We start from the raw sequence: 15,313 nt of genomic DNA, 5'->3' as shown, positions 1-15,313 counted from the left end.
TCTTCTTTGCCCCTTTCTCTCGTGCTCAATGATGGTATCAACTTTCGCATGGAGCACAACGGACAAGTGCAGGCGTCAGGCCGGACTTGTTCGCGTTTTTTTTCTCGTATATCATTTTGTCACTTGGAGCATCTGAATTTCATGCTCAATAGTACTAGGCTTGTCGCCTGCACGGTGTTATATGCCACCTTCTCATTCATTTAAATCTAGGATTATTTCCTCAAAAATCTCTTCTCCACAATCAGTTGGTAGAATGGGGACAGGAGTGTCTTTCACAGCAAATCTTAAGTTTAAAGGATATTTCTCTTTCAGTTGCTTGATATCCAATTGTTCTACAGATTCCCTTTCTTCGAGGAATTCCTCATACGCTTCTACTATTTGATAAAGTAAAAGATTAGCATCAGACAAAGGTTGCTCTTTATCAAAAGCTAATCTAAAAACGGCATCTTGAGGACTATCTGAAAGCGTAGGATCTTGTCCGTTGTTAAGGATTTGTAAGCTTATCCATTTCTTTAAAGATGTTTTATTTAAAGGTTCAGACTCTATTTGATGCGTTTGGTTCGGAGCTACCTCTATTGATACATCGGAATATAAACAACAATTAATCAAACATTCGAATGGAATACCTATGATCGAAATACCTGTTTTTGCTCTATCGTGAGTTTCAATTTCTTTTTTATCAAAGTCATAGGGTAAAATAAGCTGAAAGCTACCGTCATCCCGAGATTTTTCTTGATAAATCAAGTTGAAGTCTCCTACAGTAGAAATTTTTTCTATCTCCAGGTATGATGAATTATTAGAAACTGAAGTCAACTTTCCCACCTGAACAGGAATTTGTTCTTCTGATTGACAGGCTATCGATAGTCCGATGCATATTCCGGTTAATATCTTTTTATTCATTTTGGTGGCATATAACGATTACCATAGACGCTGGCGAGGCCATCGGCCGAAGCATAGTGGCTATGGCTTTGTTAGGCTCATTGCTTTCCTTTTTCAACCGCATTTTCCAGCGAACTGAGTATTAATGATTTAATTTCATCGGCCTGATGCAGTGCTTTTACTTTTTCAACTATCACTTCTAGATCAAATCCATCATGTATCGGTTTTTCTAGTTCTGAAGCGATAAGATTTAGATTGTATTTGCCATTATTGACCGACAATTCCTTAATTACCAATTCTGGGTTTCTACTTAAAACTTCAAATAGCGTCTCATTGCTGAATGAAGAAAATTCAGAATTATTCTTACAGCTTTCATCAAATGTACAAAGTAGTAGTTGGATATCTGTCTCTGATAACTTTTCTAAATGCTGATTTACAGTTACTAAATTCTTTATGTTACACTCGCATTGCTCAAGATCATTGCTTTCAGCCGATAGTGTCAATATTATGAAGCTAAGTATCAATTTCATCTTTTTCCCTTTGCATTGAGCCTAACGCCAAATGCAGCAGTCGGCCCGGCGTAGTTTGCGTTGTTTTTTCAATTATCAATTTTCATAATTGGAGCGATTAGCTTTCGTATGCGTTTCAAATAGGGCTGACTGATGCAATTTGTTGGCAGAGGTATACAATCTTAATTTAATTTTCATCATAAGCATCTCCTAGTTTTTCAAATCCCTCCTCTAACCAATACCAGTACTGTCCCTTATTTTGATAAAGCAATCTTAACAAATCAGAAAAGCTCTTTGCTATTATTGGCGAATTTCCAACTAATCCATGAGTTTCATGAAAACTATCATAACATTGGCCCCTTTTTCCTTCTGATAAGTCAATGCTTATATATTGACCTAAATTATCTTCTTTTCCGATTAAGAACCAGTTGTTGCTTATATCATCTATATCGCTCCTTTCATCTACTGAAAAAAAGACTTCATTTATAGGAATGAATTCTTCTCTTCCAATTATTTCAATTGAGTAAAACTCGTTTCCAAATAACAAAATACCATCAGTCAAATCATAAAATTGCTTAAGATCATCAGGAATCTGATTGGGTGTTCGAATACCAAAATTTGGTTGCCTCACAAAGCAATCTGAGTCTTTCATGATTGACTTTATCAGCTTTTCTATCTCCATTTCAAGAACTAAGTTTTTCTATTTTCTATCTCTGCCAACGAATGTGGATACGCCATATGGCGGTTATATCCACTATACCTACCACCCTGTTTTTTGCTCAAATATGGAGTTTTTATAGTGGTCAGGGTAGGTATGTTGGTTCATATTTGTATTGTTATCATTCCAAAGTAAGACTATCCAGCGGACTTTGTATGTCCTTTAATGCTTTAGTACTCACATGCGTATAGATTTCCGTAGTTCTGCTACTTCCGTGTCCTAATAACACCTGAATATATCTTAAATCAGTCCCTTTTTCAAGCAAGTGGGTTGCAAATGAATGTCTCAAGGTATGCAAAGTAGCTTTTTTCTGAATCTTTGCCTTAGCACATGCTTTTTTCAATACATTCTGCGCACTTCTGGAGGAGTACTTTCCTCCTTCTGCTCCTTCAAAGAGGTATTCTTTGGGCTCATACAGCTGGTAGTAACTTCTCAAGATAGGTAAAATACTTTTAGACAGCAGGCTCACCCTATCTTTTTTTCCTTTGGCATTGCGTACTCTTACCTGCATACGTTTGCTGTCCAGATCTTTGACTTTCAGGTTCAAGGCCTCGCTAATCCTCAGACCTGCTGAATAGATCAGCATCAACAGGCATTTATGTTTGAGATTGTCTACACTGGCAAAGATTCTGGCCACTTCTGCTTCACTCAGTACTACCGGTAGTTTGCGCTCTTTGACCGGTCTCTCCACGAAATAGAACTTCCTTCTGCCTCCTAAGACTTGTTCGTAGTAAAATTTGATTGCGTTAATAGATTGGTTCTGATAAGAAGTGGATACTTGTCTTTCTTCCACCAGGTAACGCAGGAAAGCTATGATCTCTTTTTCTGTAATTTCCTCTACTTTTAGTTGAGGGTAATAATTGATGAATTCCTCAAACATGCTGGTATAGGTCCTGATAGTGCTACTACTATAGCGCTTCATATTGAGCTGGTCTATCATACTCTGTGGACAGCTTTTGTAGTTTGGCACATCCGATTTTGAGATTTTGGCTTTACGCTGGGCAGAAGGGCTTATTTCAGTGTAGTGAAATTGCCAACCGTGATCCTGGCAGTATTTTTCTAAATCTGCTCTTACCATAGGGGTGTCTGCTACACTCCACCATCGGTTTTTCTCATCATATTTTGGGTAAGGCAACTTTTTGATATAAGTGATGAGCTTTTGATCATAGGCAAACATCAACCGCAAACGTCTTTCCTTACTGGCTATGGTAAGCTCATGAGGGCGGTAATGCTTCTTTTTTTCTACAATCAGGCTCTCTGGTGAGGAAAGTTCCTGTTCCTCAAGTCGAGTTGAAAAGTAATTCCGGAGCAGTTGCAGATTTTGCTCACTCCTGCTTACCTCCCATAAATAAGTGCGGGTATTCCAACGGGCATAATGCAGGCTTCTTATAAACTTAATGTCCGCCTCCTGTTTGGGTAGCTGAACAAAGAGTTTTTTAGGAGTAATGACCAATTTGACCTGATTACTAACTTGCTGAGTTGGAACCAATGTTGGGGGAGATGCTTTTTTTTGTGCAATAGAGGCTTCAGGCTTATCTTTCTCCAATACTTTGATCTCTACACCAGCAAAATGATGCTTTAAGGCTTCAAAGCTTGCTTTGCTGTACGGCAGATGCCAGCACTTCTTACTCTGACTCCATTTTCTGCCCTCAATCTTTTTGACCTTATCTATATACGCTTGCTAGTAAGGGAGCATCAGCTTGATCCGCTTCTCTCCCTTATGTACCATACTTTCTACGCTAATGAACTTTGACATAATCTAGAAGGTGTTTCTATGGCGTATAGCCTACCATAATGTTGTGTATACGCCATAGCTTAAGAGGGTGAAAGTAGCGTTTACAGGCTATATTTATGCCTGGGCAAACCAATCTTACCTTACACGAGTAGGTTATATGTTGATTTGCATAGCTCCCCTACTCTATTACAATAAGGAAAGTTTTACTAGAGAAGATCTGGCTTAAGAGCATAAGCCTGAGAGATAAATTTGCTTTGACAAATTGACCTATAGAGTAAAAAAGCCTGATAGGATTGAGTAATTTTTCTTAAAAGTGTAATAATCGCTTATATGTAAAGGAGCTTGAATTAACTATAGCGTTGTAGGAAAGTGTATAAAAAACTGATGAGAGCTTTGATAAATAGTCGTCCCACAATGGCTAAATTCTCAGTATAGTAGAGATACAAGGTTCAAACACTTCTAATATTCCGAATATTGATGGATTTTCTTCCTTGCTGACCTTTACTGATTTTAGTGCCATAGGCATCATACAAGTTTGGGTTTATCCCCTGACTATCGCTTTGATTGCTTCTATTGCTTCTTTGCTGGCCGTAGAAGCAGCAGATAATCTGGATCCACATAAGAGAAGGAGCCCTCCTAATCGGGAATTGGTAGCCCAAGGTATCGGTAACACCCTGGCTGGACTCATTGGTGGCATTCCAACAACCTCCGTCATTGTAAGAAGTTCAGTCAATATGGAGGCAGGAGCAGGAACCAAGGTCTCTACACTGATTCATGGTATGCTATTACTGGCTCGTGTACTGGTCCTCAGCTCAGTGATCAATTTAATTCCTTTGTCCTCTTTGGCTGCCATTCTCTTAGTGGTAGTATATAAACTTTCTTCAGTTTCCCTTTTCAGAAACATGTAAAGAAAGGGATGGAATTAATTTATCCCATTTATAGTCACCACCATCAGCATCCTGTTTACCGATGTGTTATTCGGAGTCTTGATAGTAACGGCTTCCAGTTATTTTTTTGCTTAAGGGTAACTTTTATAACCCTTTCTACATTGAAAGCATTATTTCAAACAGGAGAAAAGAGATTCGGTTTGAGTTGTCCAATGAAGTATCTTTTCTGAATAAACCTACCATAAAAAAATCTTGTGGGGGCTTTCCAAGAATTCAAAGATCATTATTGATGCTACTTTTACCACCTATGTGGAGCATGATATAGTAGAGATTTTACATGAATTTCAAAACACTTTTTCACGGGAAAATGGTATTGAGGTCATTGTATTAGGGCTAAGGGAAAGTTATAATCCAAACAGTCAAATCAAGGTGGTACGGAGTCGAACAAAACTCAAAAAAGCCTTTACCACACCATAGGAAATTTTAAATCACCTTATGGAAGGAAATCAAAATTATGTAGATGGCAATCTGGTTTCAAAGATATTAAGAAACAAAGAGTTGATGGACTTTATCAAAGAAACTCCTTTGACAGTAGTGATCAATTGTATTGATATGCGTGAACTTTTAAACATGCTGCTAAATACTGGTATCAGTGATCTCATTCCATTGGAAGCCTTAAGAAACATCATGAGTGACGACCTTATATACAGTACAGAAGTGGCCTGCAAGAATCAAGCTGCTAGACAGATCCTTCTAATGGGGAGCTCCAAAAACTCCTTTATCAGAGAAACAATCGAATGTCATCTGAAGGGTAATGATACTTATTTGAACCCCTTGCTTTGCTCTGCTCTTTCTTCAGGAGTGTTCAGCCAGGAAAAATTGAAAAATGAAGAGGTCAATGTTTTGGTAGACGAAATTACCTTGTGGAATCTGACAGAGTCCAAAAGTAGAATTATCAGTTAAAACGCATACCTCAGTGAGCGGGTAAGTAAAGGCAATTTAGGTCTGTGTTCAGCTTTCTTTAATCGTAAAACAGGTAAAATTGAGTTTTCTTCCTTATTTCTGAGATCTATAAGTCAATCCTCAGGTAGCAAATGATTCTTGAGACATTCAATGAGTTTTATACTTCTAATATCTCAATCACATAAATAATTTGTAATATAATTCTTCTCAGCTGGTTCTCTGATACGCTAGGTACTTATTAACTTTTGCTTTCGTGATTTTCAAATTAAACTAAGGTACTTGTTTTTCTGCAATGCTTGATATTATATAACCAGCAGATCAAATTAAATTCCAGGGTGACGACATGTGTGAATAATGTAACTTTATTAAATCCATATGTAATGTATATGAGCTAGGCCTGCGGTAACTTTAATAATATAAAAACAAAAATTATGTCTGACGATACGGAATTATTAGAAAACTGGAATGTGCAAAAAGGCAAACTTAAGCAAAAATTCCCTGCTTTGACGGATAGAGATCTTATGTATTTTGATGGTAGGAAAGAAGAAATGCTAGAGAAGTTACAAGCTAAATTAGGTGTTTCCAGGAATGAGCTTGGTGCCATATTAACTTCTCTTTAAAATGTGTTTTACTATAGTGTAGAATCTGTTTATCCCAAGAGGTATTTATACTTTTTCAAATTCATAAGGAGAATAGTTCTTTCTTCATTTTTTTCCTCCTTATAAGTACCTTTTTAAACATTCATGGTGCTGAAAAGAAATTTATACTCATGGATTAATCCCTGAAGTAATAGGAAAGGCTTCACATGTTTTTCCAATAGTAGTAAAGTAACACAAATTGTTGTTTTTATTATGAGTTGACCTATTAAATGACATAAATGTAGCAGTTGATTAAGTGACTAATCATCTTAAATAAACACTAAAGTCAGCATGAAATCGGAAATCAGCAATCCCAAACTAAACAAAGAAAGAACATTCGGTCTGCTCAATACTCTACTGGCTGATGAGTACTTACTATATACCAAAACCAGAAATGCGCATTGGTATATGGAGCAACAAAGCTTTACAAACTTACCTCGTTTCATAGAAAAGCAAGTAGTGGCTCTGGATATTATCATTGATGATATCGCTGAACGTGTACTTAAGATCCGGTATACAGTACCCATCTCAATGAGAAAGTTTCTCAAAATCACTCGCCTGAGCGAATGGGAAGATAAGGATGAGTTGGAAGGTGATCAAATCATAAAGGGATTAGTAGGAGATCATGAAAAGATCATCAAGATCTTAAAGGAAGATATTCAAGCATTGATCATTGTAAATGACATAAAGAACCAGGAATTCTTAGGCAGTTTGGTAACAAAACATGAACATATTGCCAAAATGCTGAACGCCAGTTTATCCTGATTTCATGCTATCTGATTGAACACGGCATCTATTATTTAATCTTCAGGAAAAATGATCAAAAAAAACAAGTTAGTAGCTATTATTGTAGCCCATCCCGATGATGAAACACTCTGGGCAGGAGGAACAATATTAGCTCACCCTTCCTGGGATTGTTTTATTATTTCATTGTGCAGGGCACATGACACTGAGCGGGCTCCCAGGTTTTTTCAGGCCCTTAAACTGCTGGGATCAAGAGGAAAAATGAGTGATCTGGATGATAGTCCTGTTCTAGAACCTATAGACGAAAGTGAAGTTCAGGAAATGATACTACAGTTTTTACCTGTACAGAATTTTGATATCATTATCTCTCACAACCCTGCCGGAGAGTACACTAGGCATATCAGACATGAAGAGATTGGGGAGGCTGTCATCAAATTATGGTTAGCCGGTAAGATTTCTGCTCATGAACTTTGGGCTTTTGCCTATGAAGACGGAAGTAAAGAATATCTACCGAAACCTATTAAAACCGCAAATATTTATTATAAGCTATCAGAGAAAACCTGGCTGAAGAAACATAGAATCATTACTGAGACCTATGGTTTTAAAGAAAACAGCTTTGAGGCTGAAACCACCCCCCGGGCAGAGTCTTTTTGGAAAATGACAAATTCTTCTGAGGCGATGCAGGTACTTATTCATGGAGGAATTCTGTCATGAAAGTGCTTGTACTCTACGACTACCCTCCCTCTCCGGGAGGGCTTGCTACCCAGGGCGACCTCTTATATAAAGGACTGCTGGAAACAGGGGTTGATGCCCATGCTGTCCATTTTGAATCTGCTCAGGAAAAAGAATGGTACTACCGTTGGTTCGAGCCAGATATTGTAGTAGGCGTAGGCTATTGGGGGCATACTCCCCACCTTATATTGCATCCTCAGCGGTATGGCATACAAGCCATCCCCTGGCTGGTCGCTGATGGTTATATTGCCAACTATCAGGAAACGCTGAATTCTCTTCCCCTAATACTTGTCACTTCTCATTGGGTGAAGAATATGTACGTCAGGGATGGTATACAGGGGGATAAAATAGAAGTACTGCCAGTGGGTTGTGATACTTCCATATTCATTCCCCGTACCAAAGACGACCCTAAAATTACGGCTGTTCGTGAGGCCCTTGGTATATCTGAAGAACAGCTGATGATTCTTACTGTAGGTGGGGATGCCGCATCAAAAGGGGCGCAGGAGGTGATGCAGGCACTGGCCATCATAGATCAAAAAGCTCCGGATTGGAAATATGTCTGTAAAGTATGGCCACAACCCAGAACCAAACTCCAAAATCTGGCTGACCTGGCAATGGCCACGCATCTGGGTATTGAAAAAAATGTGACTTACGCTACCAATACCATTTCCCGTAACTTTATGCCTTATCTGATAGGTGCCTGTGATATTTATGCTGCCCCTTCAAGGCTGGAAGGTTTTGGCATGCCCCAGGTGGAAGCTGGCGCCTGTGAAAAACCAGTGATTGGTATTAAGGCAATGGGCATGCTGGATACGCTTGTCCACCAGCAAACCGCTCTACTGGCAAATGTAGCCCAAGAAATTGTGGTGAATGAAGTGATTCTCGGTAATGAATCAGGTTTTGAAGATCAGCATAAAGTGGTGTTTAAATCTCCCAGAACAGTAGATTACCGTGCCAGTGTTCATGATATCGCTAATTATCTGATGGACCTAATGACTAACTCCAGCTTGCGGGATCAACTGGGAAAAGAAGGAAGAAAACGTGTGGTACAACATTTTGATTATCGTGTGGTCGCCAGCAAATTTGTTAATATTATCCAAGAAAAGCTGGGCATATCATAGATTTAAGATATGAAATTGACAAATAGACAAAAAGTAGAAGAAGCTAAAGAGGCAGCCCTCAAAGTACTTATTAACAATATGCACGGCCCATACCACGGACTTCCCCGTACTGCTGCCTGGGGATATCCCGAACCTTATACCAGAGATTTACTGATTTCTATATTAGGCATTGTCGTTTCAGACAATAGGCAGCTTATGAAAAGCATGCGAAAAGTCTTGGAAACACTGGCAAAAAACCAGACTCAGAATGGCCACATTCCTTCGCTGGTACATGACAGTAAAGACCGGGGGGCAAGTGATACTACACCTCTGTTTTTACTGGCAATAGGCATCTTCAGAATAGTTAATGATGAACCTGCCTTCCTTTCTGAAGCCGCAAATAAGGCTCTAACCTGGATGGACTATCAAAGCCCTTCAGACCGTCATCTAGTGGCGCAGCAACCTACCAGTGACTGGCGTGATGAGCTATGGGCAACAGGCTATGGCCTGTTTGTTAACACACTTGTATATAGTTATCTGCGTCTCTTTGGTCAACATGAGAAGGCAGGTTTTGTACATAGACTAATGAGCAAGTTTACTATCCTGGGTGGTGTTCAGCACCGACATGTTCACGAAGGGCTAGTCGTCACTCATAAACCTTACTATGCTTTCTGGTCTTATAAAATTTACAGTAGCGAAAGGTTTGACCTGCTAGGCAACAGCCTGGCAATCCTTTCCGGAGTAGCATCGCCTAGCAGGGCCAAGAAGATGGTTTCCTGGATTGAAGGGGAGTGTAGGAGTATGAAGGAAAAAGGTGATCTTGCGCTTGAACTTCCACCGAATTTCTTTCCCTTTATCAATCCTGAAGACCCTGACTGGCTGGGTAGATATGAAAAATTTAATATGCCGGGAAATTATCATAATGGAGGTATCTGGCCTTTTATATGTGGATTTTATGTGGCCGCACTGGTTGCAGTCGGGCAGCATGAGCTAGCCGAAAAAAAGCTACTGGCACTCACAGACGCTATCAGAACTTCAAATAACAAGAGCTTGGAATTTGGCTTTAACGAGTGGATTAAAGCTCAAAATGGCAAGCCTATGGGACAAGACTGGCAAAGCTGGTCTGCTGCACTTTATCTGTATGCGACGAAATGCGTTGAAGACAAAAGAACACCATTTTTTGAAGAAATCAGAGACTTCAGGAACTGACGTAAAACGCATATCCATTCTCCTGTGATTGCTGGAGAAATTAGTTCCTCTGTTTCATGATACTTTCTCATGTACGAAAAAGTCAGCTCAGGATGTTCTTCTTATTCCATATCAGACTTTTAACTTATTTCCATTGAGTACAGAGTGAAAGTGAACAGGCTTGAATTTAGGACCATCATCTTCTTTGGGAGGAGCTCCCAGGAGAAAGCCAATGGATTGCAAAGGCTTTATGGCATCACAGATAACTTTGAAGATGGCCAGCAATGGGATGGATAAAACCATTCCCGGTATACCCCAGATCATACCGCTAAAGAATAATGCGAGGATAGCAGCAAAAGGATTGATACTCACCTTGCCTCCTACAATATTGGGCGTAATGAAATTACTTTCCAGTACCTGTACACCCCATAGTACACCGAGCACGCCTACAGGATACCATAAAGAATCTTTGGTAACCAGTGCAAACAATATAGGCAGTAGAGAGCCAATAATAATACCGATATAAGGGATGATAATCAGTATAGCAGCCAGTACACCAAAGAAAATAGCATGCTGAATGCCCAGCAGCATAAGCCCTAAAGAATTTAGGATAGCCACAATAGAAATTACCATAAAAACACCTAAAATATAGCTTCTGACCACTCTCTCAATTTTATGAATGGTGATTCCCACTGTATAATGATCTTCCGGACTGAACCATTGATAAATGCATGTTGCAAAGAATCTGCGATAGTATAAAAAGAAAAATAAAGAGATGAGAAACAGGAAGAATGAGGTCACGAAGCCGGCAGTAGCAAAAACGGTCTGAGTGAAAACAGAAGAACTGTTTTGTAAAAAGCGATTCAGCGAATCTTTGAGATATTGCGTTTGCCTTTGTTGGTCAATATCAAATGTGCTTCCCATCCAAGTAGCCCCCTGATCAATAAGTTCATTGAAGCGGGCACCAATTGAATTGAGATCATTAGATATGTTACTCAACTGAAAGGAAAAGAAGTAAGATAATCCAGCCAAGACAATAAAAACGATAAAGATGGATAATAGGGAACTAAAAAGCCTGGAAACCTTCAGTTTTTCCAATTGTGTACTCAGTGGGCGAAGCAGCAATGCTATGATCAGTGCTGTCAGCAAGGGGCTTAGGATAGACTTGCCTAGTATCAGGATATAACACGTAAGGACAATACTGGATAATATGATAAAATACTTAACATAGCCGGGGATAGCTTTCATTCTTTAAGTGGATTGACGTTTGATGATTTATGTAAACCGGCTTTAAGGTATAAGCCTTTATTATTGGAAATAATGAAACCGCTCTCTATAACCTCGAGATAAACTGAACTTTTTTTCAGCTCACTGAATATTTTTTTGCTGACTACCTAACATTTTAAGCATACTGATATGCGATTTAAGTGCCTCTGTAAAATTAGGCTTCACATTATAATCAAGCTGAAAGTCTTCTGCAGTCTGCTTTACAATGTGCGCAATCTTAGGATAGTGCACATGGCAGATATTCGGGAAGAAGTGGTGCTCGATCTGAAAATTAAGTCCTCCAATGTACCAATTGAGAAAACGGTTGTTAGGCGCAAAATCAGCTGTGGTCTGAAGTTCGTGAATGGCCCATGCATTTTCTATATTTCCTTCAGTATCAGGTATAGGTTGGTTTGCGCCTTCCACGACATGGGCCATCTGGAAAATGATGCTGAGGATAAAACCTGCAGTCAGGTGCATTATCACAAAGCCGATCAATACCTGCCACCACAGCAAAGTAGTGAGCATTATGGGTAAAATAATGACAAAAAACAGGTAAAGTAACTTGAATGCCAGCAGTTTGCTATACTCATTGTTAATGTTGAACTTTTGTTTTCGGATGAGCCCTTGCTTATGGTACCTCAGCATTTTGATAAAATCATTGGTAAGCATTAGCAGTGTCATCAGGCCATATAAGAAGAAGGCGTACATATGCTGGTAACGGTGGTATTTTTTCCAAAGAGATTGTTTGGACAGGCGAATGACTACTTTGCTGCTGATGTCCTCATCCACGCCGTGTATATTGGTAAAAGTATGGTGCAGTACATTATGCTGTATTTTCCAGACATGGACATTGGCGCCCAGCAGGTAAATGCTGTTACCCATCAGTTTATTGACAAAGGTGTTTTTGGAATACGAACCATGCAAAGCATCGTGCATTACGGTCATCCCTACCCCTGCCTTGCTAATACCCATCAGTAAAGCAAAAGATAGCAACAGCCAGGCATTGAGAGGAAGGACCAGTATAGCCAGGTACGATAAAATATACAGTCCTAACAAAATCGCAGTCTTGATAATCATTTCGCCATTACCAAATTGGGATATGTTATTTTTTTTAAAATAAGCATTTACCCTCTGCCTTAATATGGGGAAAAAATTTGATTGATTTTTATTGATGAATTTAATAGCCGTTTTCATGATGAGATAATCGGTTTACGAAAAGAATTGTAACAGTTGTATATTATCATCATAGGCATATTAATAGTACTTTTTCCCAGCACTAAACTGTAGTTATACTCTACCCGATGATATTTATCAGTTGATAATCGCAGGCCCCAGTTCGCTCTACTCTTCGCAGAAATAGTTTAAGCAGCCTATCAAAGTCAGCTTGATGCTTGCCTTTTAAATACTGCCGGAACCAATCTAACCCTCTGCGGAAAGTACTCTTGGCTGGATAGCCGTGCTTTTTGATCGCTACTTTTTGTGTTTTATCCAAGAACTCTCTGCCTAAGGACAGGCAAATAGCAAAAGCAATACACACTAAAGCAAATAGTTTTTTCCACTTGTCTAGACTTCGTAAATGTGAACCTTCCAATTTGAAACCGCGTCCTTTCAAACTTTGAAAGAAAACCTCTATGGTCCAGCGTTTGCGATATATGTGCGGAAGCTGCTTAGCAAAGTGAGTACCGATGACATACAACATTTCTCGGTTAGCCAGTCTTCTAATAGCTACATTAACTCTTACTCCATCCACAATAGCATTTTGAAAGTACCGTGTAGACTGGTGAGCCATTAATTCTTCGGCTTGGTAGGTTTCACCGTTACGCAAGGTGATAGTATGATGTTTAGGAACGCGGACACAGAAGGGAATTTCAGCCTTCTGAAGCCAAGTCAGCCACTGATGGCCGATAAATTCTCTATCCATAATGACTGAAGCGATGCGTGCTTTACCTAGCAGCCTTACACACTGCTTCAGTAGATCGATCCGATCTTGATAGTTGCTATTCCCACTTTTATTATCCAACATCTCAAAGTATAAAGGCAAGCCCACTTTACCTACACAAGCGGTGATACATAAAATATTAACCTGGCACTGGCCAAAATCCCATTCCGTACGGTCAAGACTCAGACTCACTTCTCCGGGGGGTAGAAACCTAGATAGAAGGGCCGCTACTTGTTGATAATCAAGAAGAGCATCTTTGAAAAAAGCTTGGATGCGCCGTTCATTTGAAGTCTCTCGTACTTCATCATTCAGTTCCGTAGCTAACTCACAGAATTGCACAGTGCGCATTTTGATAACTGTTTTTACAAACTGCCAGACAAATTTCTGTCGTGACAAATGGCGGACAACAGGAAAGGCATTCAAAGTTTTTTTATCTTTGATTCTAATAAATATTTCATGGTAAAGCTGAGTTTAGAGTGTATGGTAACCTCAAAATTCAGCTTTTCTTTTTCTTACTCAAAATCATCGGGTAGAGTACTGTAGTTAAAAACCACTAAATATAGCAGTCTCTAAATCATAAAGTCTTACATATATTTTTAGATAATTTACATCATTCCCACATTTCACGAATGAGGAAATTTATCTCCATGATTTTGTCTTATTGGAAGAATAAATACCTAAATTGTTATTACCAGCTCATCTTTTTTATAACAACTATAAAGCGATTGTTATACTGGAAGCAAGAAACACATATTCTGCTTATACTGTAAAGTATTGAGAAGTAGCACCGCACCTAAAAAAGGGAATAACCAAAGAAAGCCTATGGATGCTATCTTACATGATGGAATTAATGTGATCTTATCGAGGCCTGATACGTCAATACTATCCGGGATTCATGAGACTATATTTTATCAGGTTGGGAGTAAAGTACAGAGAGTGAAATTTAACCACCATGATAACAAAGTCATCGTTAGCCATGATAAGCATCAAGGAGTAGTAGAAGTGTTAACAGTAAGTGCCAAACCTTACTTGATTTTATGCCCTATTGGCAGGCATTTCTTCAGGATACTTAAGCTTTCAATAGAAAACAATCAATTGATATTTGGTCAAATAAAACATCCACATGATAATCATGTTGAGCGTGAAATCGAAACTATTATCGTGGATAATGATAAAAAGGAAAAAGGCAAAAAAAAGATAACTTTCTTCACTCAGAAAAAGTCAGTATCAGGGGCGAAATCCATATCGGGTGATGAAACGGAAGCACTTTTGATGATGAACCGGGAACTTCTTGAAAGAAATGAAATATTGGAAAGAGTTAACTCAGATTTAAGCAATTTCGTGTATACTTCCTCCCACGACCTTATAGCGCCTTTGTCCAGGATTGAAGGGCTGATTGAATTGCTCGGAGACGAAATACTGACAAAAGATAGCGAAAGCTATTTACAGTTAATCAAAATATCTATCCTGAAATTTAAAGAAGCAGTGCAGGAATTAGCTGATTCAGAAAAAGTAGAATCGGACCTCATAACTCAAACAAACAGTATTGATATTAATGAATTGTTGGAAGACGTAATCTTGAGTTTGCAAGACGAAATACTTTCCAGCCATGCCAGCATTGTTACGCATTTCAGGGAAAAAGAGATTCTTTTTTCCAAAAAGAATTTAAGAAGCTTAGTGTATAACCTGGTGAGCAATGCGATCAAATACAGATCCTCTGAACGAAACCCTATAATTACGATCAGCACTCATACCGTACCGGGCTTTCTAACTTTGATAGTGAGTGATAATGGGATGGGAATAAAGGCAGATCAACTGGACAGCATCTTTACCTTATACTATCGTCTAGGGCAGCAGGTAGATGGACAAGGAATTGGCTTGTATCTGGTGAATAATATTATGGAAGCTGCAGGAGGAAAAATAGAAGTAGAAAGCGAATATGGCATAGGGAGCAAATTTAGTTTGTGCTTTAAGCAATAATGAGTTACCAAAGCATCTTAAAATATAGTATG

At 39.0% G+C, this 15,313-nt stretch carries 15 protein-coding genes; 8 read left to right on the top strand and 7 right to left on the bottom strand.

Annotated elements, in window-relative coordinates; translation table 11 throughout:
- Window positions 1–192 precede the first annotated feature (192 nt).
- The 4 genes from OKW21_RS07680 to OKW21_RS07665 form a co-directional block, all read right to left on the bottom strand.
- On the bottom strand, window positions 193–900 hold the full coding sequence (locus OKW21_RS07680) for a hypothetical protein (RefSeq protein WP_277478833.1): 708 nt from the start codon (window positions 898–900) through the stop codon (window positions 193–195).
- 77 nt (window positions 901–977) lie between these two features.
- Window positions 978–1,409, bottom strand: coding sequence for a hypothetical protein (locus OKW21_RS07675; RefSeq protein WP_277478832.1), 432 nt, complete (start codon window positions 1,407–1,409; stop codon window positions 978–980).
- A 166-nt stretch (window positions 1,410–1,575) separates the two neighbouring features.
- Window positions 1,576–2,040: an SMI1/KNR4 family protein gene (locus tag OKW21_RS07670; protein ID WP_277478831.1), complete on the bottom strand. Its 465-nt coding sequence runs from the start codon at window positions 2,038–2,040 to the stop codon at window positions 1,576–1,578.
- 187 nt (window positions 2,041–2,227) lie between these two features.
- Window positions 2,228–3,652 carry a tyrosine-type recombinase/integrase gene (locus OKW21_RS07665; protein ID WP_277478830.1) on the bottom strand — a complete coding sequence of 475 codons (1,425 nt, stop codon included), beginning with the start codon at window positions 3,650–3,652 and terminating at the stop codon, window positions 2,228–2,230.
- Window positions 3,653–4,332: 680 nt separating this feature from the next.
- On the opposite strand from OKW21_RS07665, the gene OKW21_RS07660 reads away from it, so the two are divergent.
- The 7 genes from OKW21_RS07660 (at window position 4,333) to OKW21_RS07630 (ending at window position 10,114) form a co-directional block, all read left to right on the top strand.
- Window positions 4,333–4,749 (top strand): SulP family inorganic anion transporter, encoded by a 417-nt coding sequence (locus OKW21_RS07660; protein ID WP_277478829.1) that lies wholly within the window; start codon window positions 4,333–4,335, stop codon window positions 4,747–4,749.
- A 474-nt stretch (window positions 4,750–5,223) separates the two neighbouring features.
- Window positions 5,224–5,691: a carbonic anhydrase gene (locus OKW21_RS07655; protein ID WP_277478828.1), complete on the top strand. Its 468-nt coding sequence runs from the start codon at window positions 5,224–5,226 to the stop codon at window positions 5,689–5,691.
- Between the two features lie 431 nt (window positions 5,692–6,122).
- Entirely contained in the window at window positions 6,123–6,311 is a 189-nt protein-coding gene (locus tag OKW21_RS07650) for a CsbD family protein (RefSeq protein ID WP_277478827.1), read from the top strand.
- 309 nt (window positions 6,312–6,620) lie between these two features.
- A complete protein-coding gene (locus OKW21_RS07645) occupies window positions 6,621–7,094 on the top strand; it encodes a Dps family protein (RefSeq protein WP_277478826.1) in 474 nt (157 codons plus the stop codon).
- Window positions 7,095–7,145: 51 nt separating this feature from the next.
- Window positions 7,146–7,787 (top strand): PIG-L deacetylase family protein, encoded by a 642-nt coding sequence (locus tag OKW21_RS07640; protein WP_277478825.1) that lies wholly within the window; start codon window positions 7,146–7,148, stop codon window positions 7,785–7,787.
- Window positions 7,784–8,926 (top strand): glycosyltransferase family 4 protein, encoded by a 1,143-nt coding sequence (locus tag OKW21_RS07635; RefSeq protein WP_277478824.1) that lies wholly within the window; start codon window positions 7,784–7,786, stop codon window positions 8,924–8,926. Before OKW21_RS07640 ends, OKW21_RS07635 begins: the two co-directional genes overlap by 4 nt.
- A 9-nt stretch (window positions 8,927–8,935) precedes the next feature.
- Complete coding sequence (locus OKW21_RS07630) at window positions 8,936–10,114, top strand: glycoside hydrolase 100 family protein (RefSeq protein ID WP_277478823.1); 1,179 nt, start codon at window positions 8,936–8,938, stop codon at window positions 10,112–10,114.
- A 111-nt stretch (window positions 10,115–10,225) separates the two neighbouring features.
- Here OKW21_RS07630 and OKW21_RS07625 read toward each other — a convergent pair whose 3' ends face one another.
- The 3 genes from OKW21_RS07625 to OKW21_RS07615 all read right to left on the bottom strand — a co-directional run bounded on the left by OKW21_RS07625 (window position 10,226) and on the right by OKW21_RS07615 (window position 13,649).
- The gene (locus OKW21_RS07625; RefSeq protein WP_277478822.1) at window positions 10,226–11,341 is read right to left on the bottom strand and encodes an AI-2E family transporter; all 1,116 of its coding nucleotides are present in this window, start codon (window positions 11,339–11,341) and stop codon (window positions 10,226–10,228) included.
- A gap of 120 nt (window positions 11,342–11,461) precedes the next feature.
- Window positions 11,462–12,439, bottom strand: a complete 978-nt coding sequence (locus OKW21_RS07620; protein WP_277478821.1) for a fatty acid desaturase family protein — start codon at window positions 12,437–12,439, stop codon at window positions 11,462–11,464.
- A 217-nt stretch (window positions 12,440–12,656) separates the two neighbouring features.
- Complete coding sequence (locus OKW21_RS07615) at window positions 12,657–13,649, bottom strand: IS4 family transposase (protein ID WP_277476649.1); 993 nt, start codon at window positions 13,647–13,649, stop codon at window positions 12,657–12,659.
- Window positions 13,650–14,123: 474 nt separating this feature from the next.
- Here OKW21_RS07615 and OKW21_RS07610 point away from each other — a divergent pair, with 474 nt between their 5' ends.
- On the top strand, window positions 14,124–15,281 hold the full coding sequence (locus OKW21_RS07610; protein WP_277478820.1) for a sensor histidine kinase: 1,158 nt from the start codon (window positions 14,124–14,126) through the stop codon (window positions 15,279–15,281).
- The last annotated feature ends 32 nt before the right edge of the window (window positions 15,282–15,313 follow it).

The organism is Catalinimonas alkaloidigena (assembly GCF_029504655.1).
Taxonomy (GTDB): Bacteria; Bacteroidota; Bacteroidia; order Cytophagales; family Cyclobacteriaceae; genus Catalinimonas; species Catalinimonas alkaloidigena.
The sequence above is the reverse complement of the archived record's forward strand: the minus strand, read 5'-3'. Positions and strand labels throughout refer to the sequence as shown.

Excerpts from the sequence above, each read along its gene's own strand:
- OKW21_RS07625 (WP_277478822.1), bottom strand. The coding sequence starts at position 11,341 with ATGAAAGCTATCCCCGGCTATGTTAAGTATTTTATCATATTATCCAGT.
- OKW21_RS07650 (WP_277478827.1), top strand. The coding sequence starts at position 6,123 with ATGTCTGACGATACGGAATTATTAGAAAACTGGAATGTGCAAAAAGGC.
- OKW21_RS07640 (WP_277478825.1), top strand. The coding sequence starts at position 7,146 with ATGATCAAAAAAAACAAGTTAGTAGCTATTATTGTAGCCCATCCCGAT.
- OKW21_RS07670 (WP_277478831.1), bottom strand. The coding sequence starts at position 2,040 with ATGAAAGACTCAGATTGCTTTGTGAGGCAACCAAATTTTGGTATTCGA.
- OKW21_RS07680 (WP_277478833.1), bottom strand. The coding sequence starts at position 900 with ATGAATAAAAAGATATTAACCGGAATATGCATCGGACTATCGATAGCC.
- OKW21_RS07675 (WP_277478832.1), bottom strand. The coding sequence starts at position 1,409 with ATGAAATTGATACTTAGCTTCATAATATTGACACTATCGGCTGAAAGC.
- OKW21_RS07635 (WP_277478824.1), top strand. The coding sequence starts at position 7,784 with ATGAAAGTGCTTGTACTCTACGACTACCCTCCCTCTCCGGGAGGGCTT.
- OKW21_RS07610 (WP_277478820.1), top strand. The coding sequence starts at position 14,124 with ATGGATGCTATCTTACATGATGGAATTAATGTGATCTTATCGAGGCCT.
- OKW21_RS07615 (WP_277476649.1), bottom strand. The coding sequence starts at position 13,649 with ATGCGCACTGTGCAATTCTGTGAGTTAGCTACGGAACTGAATGATGAA.
- OKW21_RS07655 (WP_277478828.1), top strand. The coding sequence starts at position 5,224 with ATGGAAGGAAATCAAAATTATGTAGATGGCAATCTGGTTTCAAAGATA.
- OKW21_RS07645 (WP_277478826.1), top strand. The coding sequence starts at position 6,621 with ATGAAATCGGAAATCAGCAATCCCAAACTAAACAAAGAAAGAACATTC.
- OKW21_RS07620 (WP_277478821.1), bottom strand. The coding sequence starts at position 12,439 with ATGATTATCAAGACTGCGATTTTGTTAGGACTGTATATTTTATCGTAC.
- OKW21_RS07630 (WP_277478823.1), top strand. The coding sequence starts at position 8,936 with ATGAAATTGACAAATAGACAAAAAGTAGAAGAAGCTAAAGAGGCAGCC.